General features: G+C 62.8%; 17 protein-coding genes. 7 read left to right on the top strand and 10 right to left on the bottom strand.

Annotated features, from left to right (window positions below):
• Nucleotides 1–52 precede the first annotated feature (52 nt).
• Genes dsbG through dsbD form a run of 3 tightly spaced genes read right to left on the bottom strand, consistent with a single transcriptional unit; the run spans nucleotide 53 to nucleotide 3,362 of the window.
• Nucleotides 53–814: a thiol:disulfide interchange protein DsbG gene (gene dsbG / locus OPU96_RS03030; protein WP_498558628.1), complete on the bottom strand. Its 762-nt coding sequence runs from the start codon at nucleotides 812–814 to the stop codon at nucleotides 53–55.
• Entirely contained in the window at nucleotides 790–1,635 is an 846-nt protein-coding gene (locus tag OPU96_RS03025) for a TlpA disulfide reductase family protein (RefSeq protein ID WP_226455025.1), read from the bottom strand. The genes dsbG and OPU96_RS03025 overlap by 25 nt, the downstream gene beginning before the upstream one ends.
• Complete coding sequence (dsbD, locus tag OPU96_RS03020) at nucleotides 1,635–3,362, bottom strand: protein-disulfide reductase DsbD (protein ID WP_498558627.1); 1,728 nt, start codon at nucleotides 3,360–3,362, stop codon at nucleotides 1,635–1,637. Before dsbD ends, OPU96_RS03025 begins: the two co-directional genes overlap by 1 nt.
• Before the next feature lie 176 nt (nucleotides 3,363–3,538).
• Between dsbD and OPU96_RS03015 the strand changes: the two genes are divergently transcribed.
• The 5 genes from OPU96_RS03015 to OPU96_RS02995 all read left to right on the top strand — a co-directional run bounded on the left by OPU96_RS03015 (nucleotide 3,539) and on the right by OPU96_RS02995 (nucleotide 8,240).
• A complete protein-coding gene (locus OPU96_RS03015; protein ID WP_226455027.1) occupies nucleotides 3,539–4,219 on the top strand; it encodes a response regulator in 681 nt (226 codons plus the stop codon).
• Entirely contained in the window at nucleotides 4,216–5,538 is a 1,323-nt protein-coding gene (locus OPU96_RS03010; protein ID WP_192296956.1) for an ATP-binding protein, read from the top strand. Before OPU96_RS03015 ends, OPU96_RS03010 begins: the two co-directional genes overlap by 4 nt.
• Before the next feature lie 122 nt (nucleotides 5,539–5,660).
• Nucleotides 5,661–6,428 carry an N-acetylmuramoyl-L-alanine amidase gene (locus tag OPU96_RS03005; protein ID WP_226455028.1) on the top strand — a complete coding sequence of 256 codons (768 nt, stop codon included), beginning with the start codon at nucleotides 5,661–5,663 and terminating at the stop codon, nucleotides 6,426–6,428.
• Between the two features lie 113 nt (nucleotides 6,429–6,541).
• Nucleotides 6,542–7,936, top strand: coding sequence for an aspartate aminotransferase family protein (locus OPU96_RS03000; RefSeq protein ID WP_192296954.1), 1,395 nt, complete (start codon nucleotides 6,542–6,544; stop codon nucleotides 7,934–7,936).
• Between the two features lie 82 nt (nucleotides 7,937–8,018).
• On the top strand, nucleotides 8,019–8,240 hold the full coding sequence (locus OPU96_RS02995; protein ID WP_192296953.1) for an MbtH family protein: 222 nt from the start codon (nucleotides 8,019–8,021) through the stop codon (nucleotides 8,238–8,240).
• Nucleotides 8,241–8,267: 27 nt separating this feature from the next.
• On the opposite strand, the gene OPU96_RS02990 is transcribed toward OPU96_RS02995, so the two are convergent.
• The 7 genes from OPU96_RS02990 to minC form a co-directional block, all read right to left on the bottom strand.
• Nucleotides 8,268–10,415 (bottom strand): mechanosensitive ion channel family protein, encoded by a 2,148-nt coding sequence (locus OPU96_RS02990; protein WP_192296952.1) that lies wholly within the window; start codon nucleotides 10,413–10,415, stop codon nucleotides 8,268–8,270.
• 52 nt (nucleotides 10,416–10,467) lie between these two features.
• Nucleotides 10,468–10,644, bottom strand: coding sequence for a hypothetical protein (locus tag OPU96_RS02985; RefSeq protein ID WP_010208820.1), 177 nt, complete (start codon nucleotides 10,642–10,644; stop codon nucleotides 10,468–10,470).
• 192 nt (nucleotides 10,645–10,836) lie between these two features.
• Complete coding sequence (locus OPU96_RS02980) at nucleotides 10,837–12,126, bottom strand: M18 family aminopeptidase (RefSeq protein WP_192296951.1); 1,290 nt, start codon at nucleotides 12,124–12,126, stop codon at nucleotides 10,837–10,839.
• 187 nt (nucleotides 12,127–12,313) lie between these two features.
• On the bottom strand, nucleotides 12,314–12,949 hold the full coding sequence (locus OPU96_RS02975; protein ID WP_005789965.1) for an RluA family pseudouridine synthase: 636 nt from the start codon (nucleotides 12,947–12,949) through the stop codon (nucleotides 12,314–12,316).
• 96 nt (nucleotides 12,950–13,045) lie between these two features.
• Nucleotides 13,046–13,300, bottom strand: a complete 255-nt coding sequence (gene minE / locus OPU96_RS02970; RefSeq protein WP_003175252.1) for a cell division topological specificity factor MinE — start codon at nucleotides 13,298–13,300, stop codon at nucleotides 13,046–13,048.
• A 3-nt stretch (nucleotides 13,301–13,303) separates the two neighbouring features.
• The gene (gene minD, locus OPU96_RS02965; RefSeq protein ID WP_192296950.1) at nucleotides 13,304–14,116 is read right to left on the bottom strand and encodes a septum site-determining protein MinD; all 813 of its coding nucleotides are present in this window, start codon (nucleotides 14,114–14,116) and stop codon (nucleotides 13,304–13,306) included.
• A 200-nt stretch (nucleotides 14,117–14,316) separates the two neighbouring features.
• Nucleotides 14,317–15,054: a septum site-determining protein MinC gene (gene minC, locus OPU96_RS02960; protein ID WP_192297237.1), complete on the bottom strand. Its 738-nt coding sequence runs from the start codon at nucleotides 15,052–15,054 to the stop codon at nucleotides 14,317–14,319.
• 119 nt (nucleotides 15,055–15,173) lie between these two features.
• On the opposite strand from minC, the gene OPU96_RS02955 reads away from it, so the two are divergent.
• Both OPU96_RS02955 and OPU96_RS02950 read left to right on the top strand, forming a co-directional pair.
• Nucleotides 15,174–16,109 (top strand): lipid A biosynthesis lauroyl acyltransferase, encoded by a 936-nt coding sequence (locus OPU96_RS02955; protein WP_226455031.1) that lies wholly within the window; start codon nucleotides 15,174–15,176, stop codon nucleotides 16,107–16,109.
• 78 nt (nucleotides 16,110–16,187) lie between these two features.
• A complete protein-coding gene (locus OPU96_RS02950; RefSeq protein ID WP_498558626.1) occupies nucleotides 16,188–17,336 on the top strand; it encodes a patatin-like phospholipase family protein in 1,149 nt (382 codons plus the stop codon).
• Nucleotides 17,337–17,415: the final 79 nt, after the last annotated feature.

Raw genomic sequence — 17,415 nt, 5'->3', positions numbered from 1 at the left:
GGGCTCGATAAAGGTGCCCATGCATTTGAATGGTCACCTTTATTACAGAAAATCACTGCGGGCCAAGAATCTTCACCAACTTCTCCGGCGACGGCGCCCCCTGCTGTTGCTGCAACCCACCTTTGTCATCCAGATAGAAAATCGCCGGCGTCGCCGACAATTCCAGCTCATCCATCAGCTTCATATTCCCATCCAGCTTGGCTTCAATATCCGCCGGGATCTTCGCCAGTGCCTGCAACTTGCTGCCCTTGCCGGCGGCTTCGTGCTCTTGCAACGCCTTTTGCGGGTCTTTGGCGGCAAACAATGCGGCGGATTTGGCCGCGCTGTCTTCGCGGATGATGCCGACCATGATGTGGCGCAACTGCACCTTGCCGGCCTTCACCCATGGCCGCGCCTGTTCCCAGAACATGTTGCAGTAGGGGCAGTTGGGGTCGCTGAACAGGTAGACGATGCGTGGCGCCTTGACGTCGCCGTCCTGGATCCAGCTGCTTTTTTCCATCTTGGCCCAGACTTCCTTGGCCATTGGTGCGTACACCAGCTTCTCCAGCGGTGCGCTGCTCAGGTCGTTGCCTTGGGCGTCATACAGGTTGCCGGCGAGCACGCTTTTGCCGTCGGCGGTCAGGTACAGGGCCATGCCGCGGTTCTGGTATTGCGCGGCGTAGCCGGTGAGGCCGCTGGGGGCGTCGAATTTGCCGATGATCTTGGCACCCTTGGCCTCGATCTGTTTGATCGGCGCGGGCCAGTCTTCGGCGTGGGCCAGGGTAGCCGTCAGCGTCAGTGGCAGCAGGGTCAGCAGGTGGCGGAGGCTTGGCATGTGGGTTTCCTTGTTGGGGCAGTGTCGAAGGCTTCGAGCGAACGGGCCAGGCTGGCCTGGGACAGTTCGCCCAGGTGGCTGTGGATCAGGCGCCCGTCGGCCTGATAGAACAACGTGGTCGGCAGGGCCATGGAACCCACGGCCTGGCCAAGGCGGCCACTGGCGTCGAACAGCATATTGTCGAGGGTCAGGCCCTGGGTGGCGAGGAAGGTGCTGACGCTTTGCATGCTTTCGGCCTGGTTGACGAACAGAAAGGTCACGTCGGGGCGTTGGCGCTGTGCGCGTTCGAGCACCGGCATTTCCCGGCGGCACGGTGGGCACCAGGTGGCCCACAGGTTGATCACCAATGGGCCGCCTTTGTAGTCGGCCAGTTGCACGGCTTCACCGTTGGCATTGCGCAAGGCGATGTCCGGCAGTTGCACGCCTTTGTCGTACAGGCTCAGGGACAGGCTGGCCAGCCCCCAGAACACCAGGCCGGTAACCACCCCGGCGGCGAGTGGCTTGCGCAGGGGCGGGCGGCGCCAGCCATAGGCCAGGGCGCCGAGGACCAGGGCGATCACGCCGGGCCAGGCGAGGAAGCCGCCGTCGCGCACGTCGACCATTTGCAGCCAGTCGTTGCTGTAGTCGTTCCAGTACATCAACACAAAGCTGACCCGCGCCGCGAGCATCCCTAGCAGGAACAGGCTGAACAGCACCGATTCCGGGTTCTCGCCGCCACGCTTGGCCACGCGCCAGCCCACCAGGGTGGCGAAGATCAGCGCGCTGATCAGCAGCAGGTGATTCAGGGCGATGGCAAAGGTGCCAATGGTCAGGGTCAGCATCAGCGCGCGTCCCGGGTTTGCGTCCAGCGTTGCAGGAAGCCGGCGGCATCCACTTCGCCAGTGATGCGTTGGGCGCGGCGCTCTTCACCGTCCGGGCCGATCCATACGAAGCTCGGCGGGCCGGGGACTTTGTAGCGGCCGAGCAGTTCGCGGCTGGCGGCGTTGTCGGCGGTGACGTCCAGGCGCAGCAGGCGCACGTCTTTCAGCGCGTCGAGGACTTCGGGTTTGCCGAACACCTGTTTTTCCATGATCTTGCACGACACGCACCAGTCGGCGTAGTAGTCCACCAGCACCCATTGGCCCTGGGCCTTGGCGCTGTCGAGTTGGGTTTGCAGCACGTTGGGGTCGTTTATGGTCATGAAGGTGTCGTGGGCTGTCGGCGCGGCAGCCGTCTGTGAACCGCCGTAGACCTTCAACGGTTGCCAGAGGTCGTCGCCGCCACCGGCCGCGCCCACCACCAGCACCGCCCCCCACAGGCCCAACACCAGGGAGCCGGAGCCGAACACCTTGGCGGTCAGGCCGTATTCGTGGGCCAGGGTCCAGCCGCAATAGGCCATGATCAACGCCAGTGCGCCCCACAGGCCGATCCACAGGCTTTCATCGACCACCGGGCGGATCATCAGCACGGCGGTGCCGAGGAACAGGAAGCCGAAGATACCCTTGAGCACGCTCATCCAGCTGCCCGGCTTGGGCAGAAAGCGATTGCCCACGGTCACCAGCAGCAACAACGGGATGCCGATGCCAATGCCCATGGCGAACAGGATCAGGCCGCCATGCAGCGCGTTGCCGCTCTGGGCGATATACAGCAGGGCGCCGGCCAGCGGGGCGGTCATGCACGGGCCGACGAGCAGGCCGGACAGCGCGCCGAGCACCCCGGCGCCGACCAGGCTGCCACCGCTTTGCTGGCGGCTGGCGGTGTCCAGGCGGTCACGCAGGAAGGCGGGCAGTTGCAGTTCAAAGAAGCCGAACATCGGCAGGGCGAGGAACACGAACAACGCGGCGAAACTGCCGAGAATCCACGGGGTTTGCAGCAATGCGGCAAGGTTGCCGCCGGCCAGCGCCGCCAACACGCCCAGCGCCGCGTACACCAGCGCCATGCACACCACGTAGCTGCTGGCCAAGGCAAAGCCGCGACGCGGGCTGGCGCCACTGCCGACTACCAGCCCGGCGAGGATCGGCAGCATCGGCAACGAACACGGGGCGAACGCCAGCAACAGGCCCAGGCCAAAGAACACCAGCAGGCTCCAACCCAGGCTGCGTTGTTGCAGGCCACTGGCCAGGCTTTGGTCGCTGGCTTCGGCGGTGGCGGCCACAGCCGGGTTGCCACCCAGGTCCACCGTCATTGACTGCGGCGGATAACACAGGCCCGCATCGGCGCAACCCTGCCAGCCCAGCTTGACCTTGCCGGTGACACCGGCGGGGATCTTCACTTCCAGCCCCTGGCGATACACTTGCTGCTCGCCGAAGAACTCATCGCTATGGGCTTCACCCTGGGGCAGCACGGGTTTCTCGGCCAGGCCGTCGAATTTCATGCGCTGCTGGTACAGGTAGTAACCGTCGGCAATCTGCCAATACAGCTGGGTTTCGCCGCTTTCCAGGCGCTCGGAGGTAAAGGCGAAGGCCTTGCCCACCGGGAGGAAGTCGGGTTTTGTCTCAAACGGATTGCCCGGCGCGGCCTGGGCGAACCCCGCGAACAACACCAGCAGAAAGATAAACAGATGCCGCATGGTCAAGCCTTAGTTCGATGCAAGTGAGGCACACAATGTGTGGCGTTGATTAACCGATGATTAACCGGCGCTATTCTAGAGTGTAGGGAGTGTCTGAGCGCGCCTCTTTTCACGGCATAATCTGCGCTTAATCCGTGGCACCTTTAATCTCCCCCATCTTTTATGAAGGGTTCAGCATGCACGTACTGGTCTGCGAAGACGATGAACTGATCGCCAGCGGCATCGTGGCCGGCCTCACCGCCCAGGGCTTCACGGTCGAGCGCGTGGGCACGGCGGCGGCTGCGCGGGCGATGCTCAAGGCGGCGACCTTCGACATCATGGTGCTCGACCTTGGCCTGCCCGATGAAGATGGCCTCAAGTTGTTGCAGCAGCAGCGCAGCCAGGGCCTGGAGATTCCGGTGCTGATCCTCACGGCACGGGATTCTGTGACCAATCGCGTCGACGGCCTGCAAGCCGGTGCCGACGACTACTTGCTCAAGCCCTTCGACCTGCGCGAATTGGCCGCACGCCTGCAAACCCTGTTGCGCCGGGTGGCGGGGCGCAGCGTCAACCTGATCGAACACGGACGCCTGGCCTATGACCCGAGCAGCCGCGAAACCTTCCTCGGCGGTCAGCCGGTGGACCTGTCCCGCCGCGAACAGGCGCTGTTGCAGGCGCTGCTGCACAACAAGGGCCGCGTGCTGTCCAGCGAGCAACTCAAGGACAGCGTCTACGGTTTCAACGACGAGCTGGAAAGCAACGCGTTGAACGTGCACATCCACCACCTGCGGCGCAAATTGGGCAACGGCATCGTCGAGACCGTACGCGGCCTTGGCTACCGCTTGGGCCCGGCGGATGACGGAGAGAACGCGCCGTGAAAAGCCTGCGCCTGCGCCTGACGTTCAAGCTTGGCGCCGCCTTTGTGCTGATCTGGGCCCTGGCGGCAGCGTGGATGCTCAACGACTTGCGCAACCAGATGATGTTTTCCCTCGACCAGCGCCTGGTGGCATCGGCGCGCATGGTCGCCGGGCTGACCGAGCAGATGCCGGGCCTGGCCAGCATGAGCGGCGGTGCGCATTTCAGCGCGCAGCAACTGAATGTGCCGGGGGGCATGGCCTGTCAGGTCAGTTCCTTGCGCGGCGAAGTCCTGGCGCGCAGCCACGCAACGCCGGACGAAGGCCTGGAGTCGCGCAAAAGCGGTTTTCGCGACCAGGTGATCGATGGCGTGAATTGGCGCAGTTTTACCCTGTCCCGGGGCGATTTGTTGATCACCACCGCCGACCGCCAGGTGGAGCGCGAGGCGCTGAACCTGTCGATCCTGCTCGCTGCATCGGTGCCGGTGGGCGTGGCGATGCTCGGTTGCCTGTGCCTGTTGTGGCTGGGCATCGGCCAGAGCCTGCTGCCGCTCAACCGCATGCGTGACGCGCTGATGCGGCGCAGCGCCGACTCCCTCGAACCGTTGCAGATCCACCCGTTGCCCAGCGAACTCAAGCCGCTGCTCGACACCCAGAACCAACTGTTGCAGCGCATCGCCAAGACCATCGAGCGCGAACGTCGGCTCACCGGCGACGCTGCCCATGAGCTGCGCAGCCCGCTGACGGCGATCAAGACCCACCTGCAAGTGGCGCGCATGACCGACGGCGCGGCCCGCGACCAGTCCCTGGCCCACGCCGAAGAGGGCGCCGACCGCCTGCATCGCACCCTGGAACAATTGCTGCTGCTGGCACGGGTCGAAGGCAGTTTGTCGTTTGACGATGGTTTGCAGTCCAGCGCCGAGGAAGTGGCGCGGTTGGCGATCCAGGACGCCAACGCCGGCGATAACGGGCGTATCGACCTGATCCTGGCGGACAACCTGCGCACCACCCCGGTGGAAATGCCCGTGGGCCTGGCCGTTGCGGCCCTGCGCAACCTGCTGGACAACGCCTTGCGCCATACCCCGGCGCACACCCGGGTGGAACTGCGCGTGTTCACCGACGCCGACCATGTGGTATTTCGCGTACGTGACCATGGCCAGCAGATCTCCAGCGAAGACCTGCAATACCTGACCCAACGCTTCTGGCGCAACGGCAGCAGCGAAGGTTGCGGCCTGGGCCTGGCGATCGTGCAAGCGATTGTGCAGCGCTGCTCGTGCTCGTTGAAATTCGACAGCCAGGCCGATGGCCTGCGCGTCGACCTGGGCATGCCGCTGCGGCACTGATCTTTTTCTTTCAAGCGCCACATAGTTACCGCCCGCCTGAAGGTGAACCCTTCAGGATGGCGTTGGTTTTTTGCGCTTGAACGGGCCGAACGACTCGGCCTGGATTGAAAAGGACAGCTCTTATGTTGGTGATCGATACCAGTTTCCCAGCCAAGGATTTCAACGAACGCAATGGCGAACCTGTGCGCCAGTTGATCCTGCATTACACCGCCGCCCCCTTCGGCGCATCCCTGCGCACCCTCACGCAGGATGGCGTCAGCGCCCACTACCTGGTGCCCGACCCGGATGAGCCGAGCTACCGCGCCGCCGGGTATGACGAATTGCGCGCGTTCCGCCTGGTCGATGAAGGCAAGCGCGCCTGGCATGCCGGGGTCAGCCACTGGGGCGGGCAGGACAACCTCAACAGCCGCGCGATCGGCATCGAACTGGTCAACCTGGCACGGGATGACGCCGGGGTGTTTACTTTCCCGACGTACCCTGAGGAGCAGGTCGAAGTGCTGATTGCACTGGCACGGGACATCCTGGCGCGCCACCCGCAGATCGGCCCGAGCGACGTCCTTGGGCACTCCGATGTGGCCTATTGGCGCAAGAGCGACCCCGGGCCGCGTCTGCCGTGGCAGCGTTTGCACGAGGTGGGCGTAGGCGCCTGGTTCGATGACGCCACCCGTGCGATGTATCAGCGCCGGTTTTGCCTTGGTTTGCCGCCGGAGGTTGAGGTCGAGCGCGCGTTTCAGCGTTATGGGTACAAGCCTGCGCAGAATCGGCGAGCGTTTGAACAGCGCACGCGAGCGTTCCAGATGCACTTTCGGCCGCGGGATTATTGCGGTTTTCTCGACGCGCAGACCTGCGCGATCCTGTATGCCCTGAATGAAAAGTACCGAGGCCTGTGACCTTATGCCTGGTCGAGAGGTAGGAGGTGCATCCATCAGTTAGCGACCGTGCGGCCTAAATCCTTTCCTCGCTGGTGCGTTTCCAGAACAGGAATCAGATGAGGGATCGAGCAATGTCCGTCGCTATCAGCCATATCGAAGACACCCAGCTTCACGAAACGCTGTACCAGTTTGACGAAAACCCGCTGTTGGCCCGCCAACGCCAGCAGGAGTCCAACGCCCGCAGCTACCCACGGCGCATCCCCCTGGCGCTCAAACGCGCCAAGGGCATCTACGTGGAAGACGTGGAAGGTCGCAGTTTTATCGACTGCCTGGCGGGTGCCGGCACCCTGGCGCTGGGGCATAACCACCCGGTGGTGATCGCCGCCATTCAGCAAGTGCTCAGCGATGAGTTGCCGCTGCATACACTCGACCTGACCACGCCGGTCAAGGATCAGTTTGTGCAGGACCTGTTCGGCCTGTTGCCGCCAGAACTGGCGCGGCAGGCGAAGATCCAGTTCTGCGGCCCGACCGGCACCGATGCGGTGGAAGCCGCATTGAAACTGGTGCGTACCGCCACCGGGCGCAGCACGGTGTTGTCGTTCCAGGGCGGCTATCACGGCATGAGCCAGGGCGCACTGAGCCTGATGGGTAGCCTGGGGCCGAAAAAACCCTTGGGCGCGTTGCTCAGCAGTGGCGTGCAATTTCTGCCGTTTCCTTACGACTACCGCTGCCCGTTCGGCCTCGGCGGTGCCGAAGGCGTGCGGGTCAACCTGCATTATCTGGAAAACCTGTTGAATGACCCGGAAGCAGGCGTAACGCTACCGGCCGCGGTGATCGTCGAAGTGGTGCAGGGCGAGGGCGGTGTGATCCCGGCCGACCTCGACTGGTTGCGCGGCCTGCGCCGCATCACCGAACAGGCGGGCGTGGCGTTGATCGTCGATGAAATCCAGAGCGGATTCGGTCGTACCGGCAAGATGTTTGCCTTCGAGCACGCCGGCATCCTTCCGGACGTGGTGGTGATGTCCAAGGCTATCGGCGGCAGCCTGCCGCTGGCCGTGGTGGTGTATCGCGACTGGCTCGACACCTGGCTGCCGGGCGCCCATGCCGGCACGTTCCGTGGCAACCAGATGGCGATGGCGGCCGGCTCGGCGGTGATGCGCTACCTCAAGGAACATGACCTGGCCGGTCATGCAGCGGCCATGGGCGAGCGCCTGGGTGAACACCTGCGCATCCTGCAGCGCGATTTCCCGCACCTGGGCGACATTCGTGGGCGTGGGCTAATGCTTGGCGTGGAGTTGGTCGACCCGGATGGCACCCCGGATATTCAGGGGCATCCGCCGGTGCATCGCCAACTGGCGCCGCTGGTGCAGCGCGAATGCCTCAAGCGCGGGCTGATCCTGGAACTGGGCGGCCGCCATGGCAGCGTGGTGCGCTTCCTGCCGCCGCTGGTGATCACCGCAGCTGAAGTCGACCGCGTCGCCGAACGCTTCGGCCGCGCCGTCGCGGCAGCGGTCGCCAGCCTCTAATTTTTTGGCGGCTTGGTACGTTTCTACAGATATGAGCGCTGCGCACGGTGCGCAGCCGGCCTTTGAGCGATGGAGAACAGTAATGACCTCAGTATTTGACCGCGATGACATCCTGTTTCAGGTAGTGGTCAACCATGAAGAGCAGTATTCCATCTGGCCCGACTACAAGGCTGTGCCGGAAGGCTGGCGCACCGTGGGCAAGAGCGGCTTGAAGAAAGAATGCCTGGCCTATATCGAAGAAACCTGGACCGATATGCGTCCACTGAGCCTGCGCCAGAAAATGGACGGCACCGCCCTCGCCTGACCTGTAGTGAGCGGGCAAGCCCGCCCACTACTGGGGTGGCGTGGTGGTGACTACTTGCACGCTCAGGCGCGGTGTGGCCAGGTCCAGCCCTGCCTCATCCAGATGCCGCTTCAACGACAGGTTGAACGCCCGCGACACTTCCCATTGCTTGATCGGCGCCGTCTTGAAGCGTGCGCGCAGGATCGCGCTGCCCGACTCGAAACTCTCCACCCCTTGAATCTCCAGCGGCGACCAGATGTTGCGACGCTGCAACGGGTCATTGCGTATTTTCTGGCCGACATCGCGTATCAGCTTGATCGCGTCGTCGATTTCCATGTTGTACGGAATCGCTACCCGGAAGATCGCGTAGCCGAACTCCCGTGAGTAGTTCTTGATGCTCTTGATCTCGCTGAACGGGATGGTGTGCACGATACCGTCGATGTCGCGCAGGCGCACGGTGCGGATGGTCAGGCCTTCGACGGTGCCGAGGTGGCCGCCGACGTCCACGTAGTCATCGATGGCCAGGGAGTCCTCGATGATGATGAACAAGCCGGTGATCAAGTCCGCCACCAGCGACTGTGCGCCAAAACCGATCGCCAGGCCGATCACACCGGCACCGGCCAGCAGCGGCGTGACGTTCATCCCCATGTTCGCCAGGGCGACGATGGCGGCGATGATAAAGATGGTCACGAACAGTACGTTGCGGATCAGCGGCATCATGGTTTGTGCGCGTGCATTGGCCAGGCCTTTGCGCGAGCGGGTGAGGGCGTGGTGGATCGCGGTGTCGCTGAGGATCCAGATCAGCCAGGCAAACAGCAAGGTCCCGGCCAGGCCGAACAGCTTGACGCTGACTTCATGGCCGTCGCCCTCGGTAAAGCGAATCAGCGACAGGCCCCACACCCGCAGGCCCAATTCGATAAAGGCCAGCCACACTACCAGGTGGGCCAGGGTGTAGAAAAAGCTCTTCAGCCGCTCGGAATACAACGCATGACGCTTGTGCCCACGGTGCGGCTTGAGTGCATGGCGGCGCACCAGGCCGTTGATCACCATGCACAACACCAGCAAAACCGTGCACAACAGGGATTGGCGCAGGGCGGTACTGGTGTCGCCGGCCGAAACAAAAGTGGCGAACAGCGAGATACCCACCAGCAGCAAGGCCGGGATGTACCAGAACGAACCGATGATTTCGATGGTGTCGCTCAGGGCGCGGCGCGTAAGGCGGCGCGACAGCGGCTGGTTGCGGATCAGGTGGGCAATCGGCCGGCGGAAACGCAGGATGAACACACCTGTGGACAGCGCCGCCATTACATTGGCCACAGTCGCGGCGGTATGGGACAAGTGCTGACCCAGGGCCTGGACCAGGCGCGGGTCGCTCAAGGCTTCACCAAACGCGGCAAAGCTGCCGATCCACCACAACGGGCGGAACGCCTGGTGGCGCAGGATATACAGCGCGCGATGGCGATGGGGGCCGTCGAGCACCGAGAAGGCAATCACGCAGATCGCCGAAAAGCAGGTGCCGACCACCAGCGCGTACGCCAACACCATCGCCAGGGATTTGCCCAGGGACGACGGCAGCGCGTAGCTCAGGTACACCGTGATCACCAGGGCGATCATCCACGGCCCGAGTTTGCGCAGGGCGAAGCGCACCATGTCCCAGGTGCGCGGGTGTTGCGGCAGTTCTTCGGGCAGGCCGAAACGTTCGCGCACGCGGTGGCTCAGCCAGATCAGCGCGTAGGCCAGCAGGCTCCACAGCGCGAGGATCAGGGCAAAGCCGAAAATGATCGGCAGCCATTCGTTGGCCGGCAGGATCAGGGCACTGAGCTCATCCTTGGCCTGGTCGATCTCATTCGACCAACGCCCCAGCGGGCTGTCGTCCCCGGAAAACTGCGCTTCGAGGCTGGCCAGGGTGCCGCCGATCAGACCCAGCACGCCCTCTTCGGCGGCCGGCTGGGCTTTTTGCGTGGCGGCACGCAGTTTTTTCAGGTCGCTCAGCAGCTGGGTACGCTGCTGATCGTTTTCCAGGGTCTTGATCACCTCGTCCAACGACTGCCCCAACGGCACTTCGGCCTGGGGTTGGGTCTTGTTGCCGCTGCCGAGCAGGCCGGGCAAACCCACGGCGTGGGCGGGCGCGAGCGGCAGCAGGGTGAGCAGGGCGATCAGCAGATAGCAGGGTAGGGCAAACAGGCGGGAGAGCACGAGGCGGTCAACCTTGAAAGCGACGGATCGACCGAGTGTACGAGTGCAGGGGTCATTCGGCCAGTTTGGCGAGGATTTTGTACACCACGGTGCCCAGGATCAGCAGCATGCCGATCCACATGCCGAACACGCCGAGGGGTTTGTCGCGAAAGTTGAAGCCCACGGCCAGCATGATCATGCCGATGAGGATCGGGATAAGCATGGCGTGGAAGGAGGACATGGAGATCATGGTGCGACGGCCTTGTCGGAGTGGGAATAGTGACAAGTCTAGGTCGGAATACGGGAAATGGCGTTGATGTGTGTCAGATAGCATTGGGGTGTTTGACATTGCCCCATCGCAGGCAAGCCAGCTCCCACATTTGAATGTGTTCACAAATCAAAATGTGGGAGCTGGCTTGCCTGCGATGACCGCACCTCGGTCTCAGGGCAGGTCGTGGCTCGCGTAGAACGCGCCGAGCACTTTCACCAGGTGTGCCAGGTCATGGCTGCCGCACAGCTCGCGAATGGAGTGCATGGCAAACGTCGGCAAGCCGATGTCCACGGTCCGCACGCCCAAGTGGCTGGCGGTGATCGGGCCGATGGTCGAGCCACACCCCATGTCGCTGCGCACCACGAAGCTCTGCACCGGCACTTCCTCGGCCATGCACAGGTGGCGGAAGAACCCGGCCGTTTCGCTGTTGGTGGCGTAGCGCTGGTTGCTGTTGACCTTGATCACGGGCCCGGCGTTGAGCTTGGGGCCGTGGTTGGCGTCGTGCTTGTCGGCGTAGTTCGGGTGTACGCCGTGGGCATTGTCCGCCGATACCAGCAGGGATTTCTGAATGGTGCGTACGAATTCATCACCTTCCGGCAGCAGGCGGCGCAGGGTCTGTTCCAGCATCGGGCCATCGGCACCACAGGCGGAACAGGAGCCGACTTCTTCGTGGTCGTTGCACACCAGCACGCAGGTTTCATCGCTGTCGCTGGTGAGCAAGGCTTGCAGGCCGGCGTAGCACGACAGCAGGTTGTCCAGGCGTGCGCCGGCGATGAAGTCGCCGTTCAGGCCAATCACCGCAGCGCTCTGGGTGTCGTAGAAGCTCAGCTCGTAGTCGAGCACCACGTCGGCGTTCAGGCCATGTTCGCGGGCCAGTTGTTCGGTGAGCACGGCGCGGAAGTCCACGCGTTCGTCACCGGCAAATTGCGCGAGGATCGGCGGCAGTTCGGTCTGGGCATTGATCGCCCAACCCTGGTTGGCTTCACGGTTCAGGTGAATGGCCAGGTTGGGGATGATGGCGATGGGCAGCTTGAAGTCGATCAGCTGGCTTTCGACCCTGCCGTCGCGGCGGAAGGTCACGCGGCCGGCCAGGGACAGGTCGCGGTCGAACCACGGCGCCAGCAGCGCGCCGCCGTAGACTTCCACACCCAGCTGCCAGAAACCCTGGCGTTGCAGCTCGGGCTGGGGCTTGACCCGCAGGCACGGGCTGTCGGTGTGGGCGCCGACCAGGCGGATCCCGCCTTGCAACGGCGAGTGACGGCCGAGCTTGAAGGCGATGATTGAAGAGTCGTTACGGGTCACGTAGTAGCGACCGTTGGCTTCAGTGGCCCAGGTTTCGCGCTCGTCGAGACGCTGGTAACCGGCGGCCTCCAGGCGTTGGGCCAGGGCGGCAGTGGCATGAAAAGGAGTAGGGGAGGCCTTGAGGAAGTCGATCAGGCCTTGATTCAACGCTTCGCGCATAAATAGCTCCAGACAGCAATGCGCGGAGTTTACCGTCGGTGGCGAAAAGTGCACAGAACAAATGTGGGAGCGGGCTTGCTCGCGAATGCGGTGTGTCAGTCAATATTTTTGGTACTGAAAGACCGCATTCGCGAGCAAGCCCGCTCCCACACAAGCCCGCTCCTACATTTTGATTGTATTGCCAGCTTTAGAACGGTGCGGGGCACTCGAAACGCAAACGCTCGCCGCTTTGCGGATGGGTGAAGCTGAGCATGCTGGCGTGCAGGCACAGGCGTGGCCAGGCGGCCAGGGCTTGTTCGTGGGCGTACAGGCCATCCCCCAACAGCGGATGCCCGATCGACAGCATATGCACGCGCAACTGGTGCGAGCGCCCGGTAATCGGCGTCAGCTCCACGCGGCACCAGTCGCCACAACGCTCCAGCACTTTCCAGAAGGTCAGCGCGTGCTTGCCGAACTCGTGGTCGACCACATGGCGCGGCTTGGTCGGTGGGTCGTAGCGCAGCGGCAGGTCGATGCTGCCGCTGTCCAGTTCCGGTTGGCCCCAGGCCAGGGCGGTGTAGGCCTTTTCGGTTTCACGGTCGTGAAACTGGCGGGACAGTTCGCGGTGCGTGTCGGCGTCGCGAGCCAGCAGGATGATGCCCGAGGTTTCCCAGTCCAGTCGATGGACGATGCGGGCTTCGGGGTAACCGTTTTCCTGCAGGCGGGTGATCAGGCAGTCCTTGTTGTCGTCGGCGCGGCCGGGCACCGAGAGCAGCAGGGTCGGCTTGTTCACCACCAGGACAGCGTCGTCCTGATGGAGGATATGGATATTGGACAGCGGCATTAAACAGCCTCGTAACAAACGCCAACGGCGGCTCGCCCACCCGGTTCCCGAAACGGGATCAAGGTGTGCGAGCCGCCGTGGCGACCGCCTTGTCGATTAACGATCAGGCAGGGTGATATTGAGTTCCAGAATCGAGCAGCTGCCGTCGTTTTCCAGGGCGACATGCACGTCGTCGTTGCCGATGTTGACGTACTTGCGGATCACCTCCACCAGTTCCTTCTGCAAGGCTGGCAGGTAGTCCGGCGTGCTGCGTTGGCCGCGTTCGTGCGCCACGATGATCTGTAGACGCTCTTTCGCTACCGACGCGGTACTTGGCTTTTTGTTGGCGCGAAAGAAGTCGAGAAATTTCATTGTTTAGTTGCCTCCAAAGATACGCTCGAAGAATCCCTTCTTCTTTACATCGAGGAAGCGATGTTCCACGGTCTTGCCGAGCAAGCGATCAACCGCGTCACTGTAAGCCTGGCCTGCGTCGCTCTGGTCATCGAGGATGACCGGCACACCTTGGTTGGACGCTTTCAGCACGGCCTGGGATTCCGGGATCACGCCCAGCAGGGTCACGGCGAGGATGTCCTTGACGTCTTCAACGCCGAGCATTTCGCCATTGTTGACGCGCTCAGGGTTGTAGCGGGTCAGCAGCAAGTGTTCCTTGATCGGGTCTTCACCCTTCTCGGCGCGCTGGGACTTGCTGGCCAGCAGGCCAAGCATGCGGTCCGAGTCACGTACCGAGGAGACTTCCGGGTTGGTCACCACGATGGCTTCATCGGCGAAGTACATCGCCAGGTGAGCACCGGTCTCGATGCCGGCCGGGGAGTCGCAGACCACGTATTCGAAGGTTTCCTTCAGCTCAGCGAGGACTTTGCCTACGCCTTCCTTGGTCAACGCATCTTTGTCACGGGTCTGGCTGGCGGCCAGTACGTACAGGTTCTCAAGGCGCTTGTCCTTGATCAGGGCCTGTTGCAGGTTGGCTTCACCGTTGACCACGTTGACGAAGTCATACACCACGCGGCGTTCGCAGCCCATGATCAGGTCGAGGTTACGCAAACCGACGTCGAAGTCGACGATGACTGTCTTGTGGCCGCGCAAAGCGAGGCCGGTACCGATAGCGGCGCTGGTGGTGGTCTTACCCACACCACCCTTGCCGGATGTAACCACGAGAATCTTGGCCAAGGTGTTTCACCCCTAAGGAAAAAGGACTTTTCAGTCCCTGAAAAACATCTCTTGGAACTCGCCGCAGGCGGACAGCCTTTGTAGGGAAAAGACGGGTTGGCGTACGAAAAACGCCAGCCTTCAGATGTTCCTACACAAGTATTGCCGGTTTCGCTGTGCTATCAGAGTCTAGAGATGCTTGGAAAATGCGGCAGTATCCGTTAAAGCCGGATGATGTTCAACACATCGCCCGACAGGCTGACCTGCACCCCGGCCCCCCACAGTGGATCGCGGCGCAAATCTTCGGAAACCTTGTACCGGCCCGCGATGGACACTAGCTCAGCGGTCAACTGCTGGCAAAAAATCCGGGCCTTGGTATCACCCTTGATGCCGGCCAAGGCACGGCCGCGCATCGGGCCGTATACATGGATGTTGCCATCGGCGAGAAGTTCCGCCCCGGGACTGACCGAAGCGATCACCACAAGGTCGCTGCCCTCGGCGTAAATCTGCTGCCCGCCCCGTACGGGCGAGGTGATGATCTTTGTAGGCTTGATCGTCGGCTCTGGCGGTTTTTCCGGTTTTTTCTTCTCTTCACTGACCAATGGTTCCAGCGGACGCTCCCGTGCGCCAGACGGTGGCAGTACTGGCAGTTCAATGGCGATGGCTGCGGCAATGTCTTCGATGCGGCTGGCACGGATCGCCAGGGTGCGTAGGCCATGGGAGCGGCACACGCGCATCAGGCCGGGCAAATCGATCACGCCCTGGCCGGCCGGGAGTTTGTCCAGGGCCAGCACCAGCGGGGCATTGTTGAAAAAGTTCGGCGCCATGGCGACCTTGGCGGCGAGCTGGCGGTCCAGGGCGTCGAGGTCGTTGCGCGCCAGTTCCAGCACGGTGATGGCGAGCATGCTGCCTTTCAGCTGGAACACGGGATCTTGGTCTAGCGGTTCGGTTTGGCTCATGGTCGGCATAAAGCGGCTTGTCACGAAAAGTGTCGAGACTTATAACGAGAACATCCACTGGCCGCAAGCCGAGTCGAACCGTTGTAGAATGCGCGGCCCTGTCTTTACCGGAATCTGTAATGGATCGCCCGCGTTTTCGAGCTGTATTTTTTCACCCCCGTTTCTGGCTGTTATGGCTGGGGCTCGGCCTGCTGTGGCTGGTCACCCAATTGCCGTACCGTGCGCTGCTGACCATTGGTCGCATTCTGGGTGCGGGAATGTACCGTGTGGCCGGCGAACGTCGCCGTATCGCCGCGCGAAACCTGGAACTGTGCTTTCCGGAAAAGTCCGCCAAAGAGCGTAAGCAGTTGCTCAAGGAAAACTTCGCCTCCACCGGCATCGCCTTTTTTGAAATGGCCATGAGCTGGTGGTGGTCGCGCCAGCGCCTGGCGCGCCTGGCCCATGTCGAAGGGCTCGAGCATCTCAAGCAAGCCCAACTGGACGGCAAGGGCGTGATCCTCATGGCCCTGCACTTCACCACCCTGGAAATCGGCGCCGCGCTGCTGGGCCAGAAGCACACCATTGATGGCATGTACCGCGAACACGGCAACCCGCTGTTCGACTTTATCCAGCGCCGTGGCCGCGAGCGTCACAACCTCGACTCGCTGGCCATCGAGCGTGAAGACGTGCGCGGCATGCTCAAGCTGCTGCGCGCCGGCCGTGCCATCTGGTATGCGCCGGACCAGGACTACGGCGCCAAGCAAAGCATCTTTGTGCCGCTGTTCGGCATCCAGGCCGCTACCGTGCCGGCCACCAGCAAATTCGCCAAGCTGGGCAAGGCGCTGGTGGTGCCATTCACCCAGGAGCGCCTGGCCGATGGTAGCGGTTACCGACTGGTGATCCATCCGCCGTTGACCGACTTCCCGGGTGAAAGCGATGAAGCCGATTGCCTGCGTATCAACCAGTGGGTCGAAGCCTCGGTACGCCAATGCCCCGAGCAGTACCTGTGGACCCACCGTCGGTTCAAGAGTCGTCCGCCGGGTGAGCCGAAGCTGTACGAAAAACGCCGTCGATAAGACGTGAGAGCACTTGTGGCGACGGAGCAAGCGCCCTCGCCACAATAAGACTGACCTTTCCCCACATGGAGTGACGCGATGCGCCCAGCTGAACCGGTTACAGGCTTGATTCTTTCCGGCGGCGGGGCGCGAGCGGCGTATCAGGTAGGGGTATTGGCGGCGATTGCCGAGCTGTTGCCGCCGGGGGCGCCCAATCCGTTCCCGGTGATCGTCGGCACCTCGGCCGGGGCGATCAATGCGGTGAGCCTGGCCAGTGGCGCCATGGACTTCACTGCGGCGATCCAACGCCTGACTGCCTTCTGGCAGGGCTTTCGCAGCCATCTGGTGTTGCGCAGTGACTGGCCGGGGGTGATTCGCCAGGCGAGCCGCTTCTTTATTCACAGCCTGCTGGGGCTGGGCGCGCAAGTGCCGGTAGCGCTGCTCAACAGTACGCCGCTCAAGGCGCTGCTCAAGGACAAGTTGCACCTGGCCGGCATCGACGAAGCCATCCGCAACAAACACCTGCATGCCGTGGCGATCACTGCGTTTGGCTACGAATCCGGGCAAGCGGTGACCTTCTATCAGGGCGGCGGCACCATCGATGCCTGGTTGCGCCACCGACGTATCGGTGTGCCCACCCAGCTGTCCGTAGAGCACTTGCTGGCCAGTTCGGCGATCCCGCTGTTGTTCGCCCCGGTCAAACTCGACGAGGAATATTTCGGTGACGGCGCCGTGCGCCAATCCGCGCCCATCAGCCCGGCGCTGCACCTGGGCGCCAGCCGCGTGCTGGTGGTCGGTGTCAGCGGCAACCCGCGCGGCAACGAGACTGCGGTGCAGCGTACCTTCACCGGCCAGCAGCCGACCCTGGCGCAGATCGGCGGGCATATGCTCAACAGCACGTTCATTGACAGCCTGGAAAGCGACATCGAGTTGCTTGAGCGCCTTAACCAGTTCAGTCATTTCCAGCCGGCCGACAGCGCGGCCCGGGGCTTGGCTCCGGTGGAGGTGCTGGTGATCGCGCCGAGCCAGCCGATTGATGAAATCGCGGCACGGCATCGCCAGGAGTTGCCGGCGGCGTTGCGATTGTTCTTGCGTGGGCCGGGGGCGACCAAGACGAGCGGGGCAGGCGTGTTGAGCTACTTGCTGTTCGAGGCGGGGTATTGCAGCGAATTGATCGAGTTGGGGCGCCAGGATGCGTTGGCCAAGCGCGACGAAATCACCCGGTTCTTGGGGGTGTCCCCAGTCTAAATGTGGGAGCGGGCTTGCTCGCGAATGCGGTGTATCAGTCAACATTTTTGGTACTGACACACCGCATTCGCGAGCAAGC

This window comes from Pseudomonas sp. RP-B7, from assembly GCF_059803535.1.
The sequence above is the reverse complement of the archived record's forward strand: the minus strand, read 5'-3'. Positions and strand labels throughout refer to the sequence as shown.

Excerpts from the sequence above, each read along its gene's own strand:
- dsbG (WP_498558628.1), bottom strand. The coding sequence starts at position 814 with ATGCCAAGCCTCCGCCACCTGCTGACCCTGCTGCCACTGACGCTGACG.
- OPU96_RS03025 (WP_226455025.1), bottom strand. The coding sequence starts at position 1,635 with ATGCTGACCCTGACCATTGGCACCTTTGCCATCGCCCTGAATCACCTG.
- dsbD (WP_498558627.1), bottom strand. The coding sequence starts at position 3,362 with ATGCGGCATCTGTTTATCTTTCTGCTGGTGTTGTTCGCGGGGTTCGCC.
- OPU96_RS03015 (WP_226455027.1), top strand. The coding sequence starts at position 3,539 with ATGCACGTACTGGTCTGCGAAGACGATGAACTGATCGCCAGCGGCATC.
- OPU96_RS03005 (WP_226455028.1), top strand. The coding sequence starts at position 5,661 with ATGTTGGTGATCGATACCAGTTTCCCAGCCAAGGATTTCAACGAACGC.
- OPU96_RS03000 (WP_192296954.1), top strand. The coding sequence starts at position 6,542 with ATGTCCGTCGCTATCAGCCATATCGAAGACACCCAGCTTCACGAAACG.
- OPU96_RS02995 (WP_192296953.1), top strand. The coding sequence starts at position 8,019 with ATGACCTCAGTATTTGACCGCGATGACATCCTGTTTCAGGTAGTGGTC.
- OPU96_RS02985 (WP_010208820.1), bottom strand. The coding sequence starts at position 10,644 with ATGATCTCCATGTCCTCCTTCCACGCCATGCTTATCCCGATCCTCATC.
- OPU96_RS02980 (WP_192296951.1), bottom strand. The coding sequence starts at position 12,126 with ATGCGCGAAGCGTTGAATCAAGGCCTGATCGACTTCCTCAAGGCCTCC.
- OPU96_RS02975 (WP_005789965.1), bottom strand. The coding sequence starts at position 12,949 with ATGCCGCTGTCCAATATCCATATCCTCCATCAGGACGACGCTGTCCTG.
- minE (WP_003175252.1), bottom strand. The coding sequence starts at position 13,300 with ATGAAATTTCTCGACTTCTTTCGCGCCAACAAAAAGCCAAGTACCGCG.
- minC (WP_192297237.1), bottom strand. The coding sequence starts at position 15,054 with ATGAGCCAAACCGAACCGCTAGACCAAGATCCCGTGTTCCAGCTGAAA.
- OPU96_RS02955 (WP_226455031.1), top strand. The coding sequence starts at position 15,174 with ATGGATCGCCCGCGTTTTCGAGCTGTATTTTTTCACCCCCGTTTCTGG.
- OPU96_RS02950 (WP_498558626.1), top strand. The coding sequence starts at position 16,188 with ATGCGCCCAGCTGAACCGGTTACAGGCTTGATTCTTTCCGGCGGCGGG.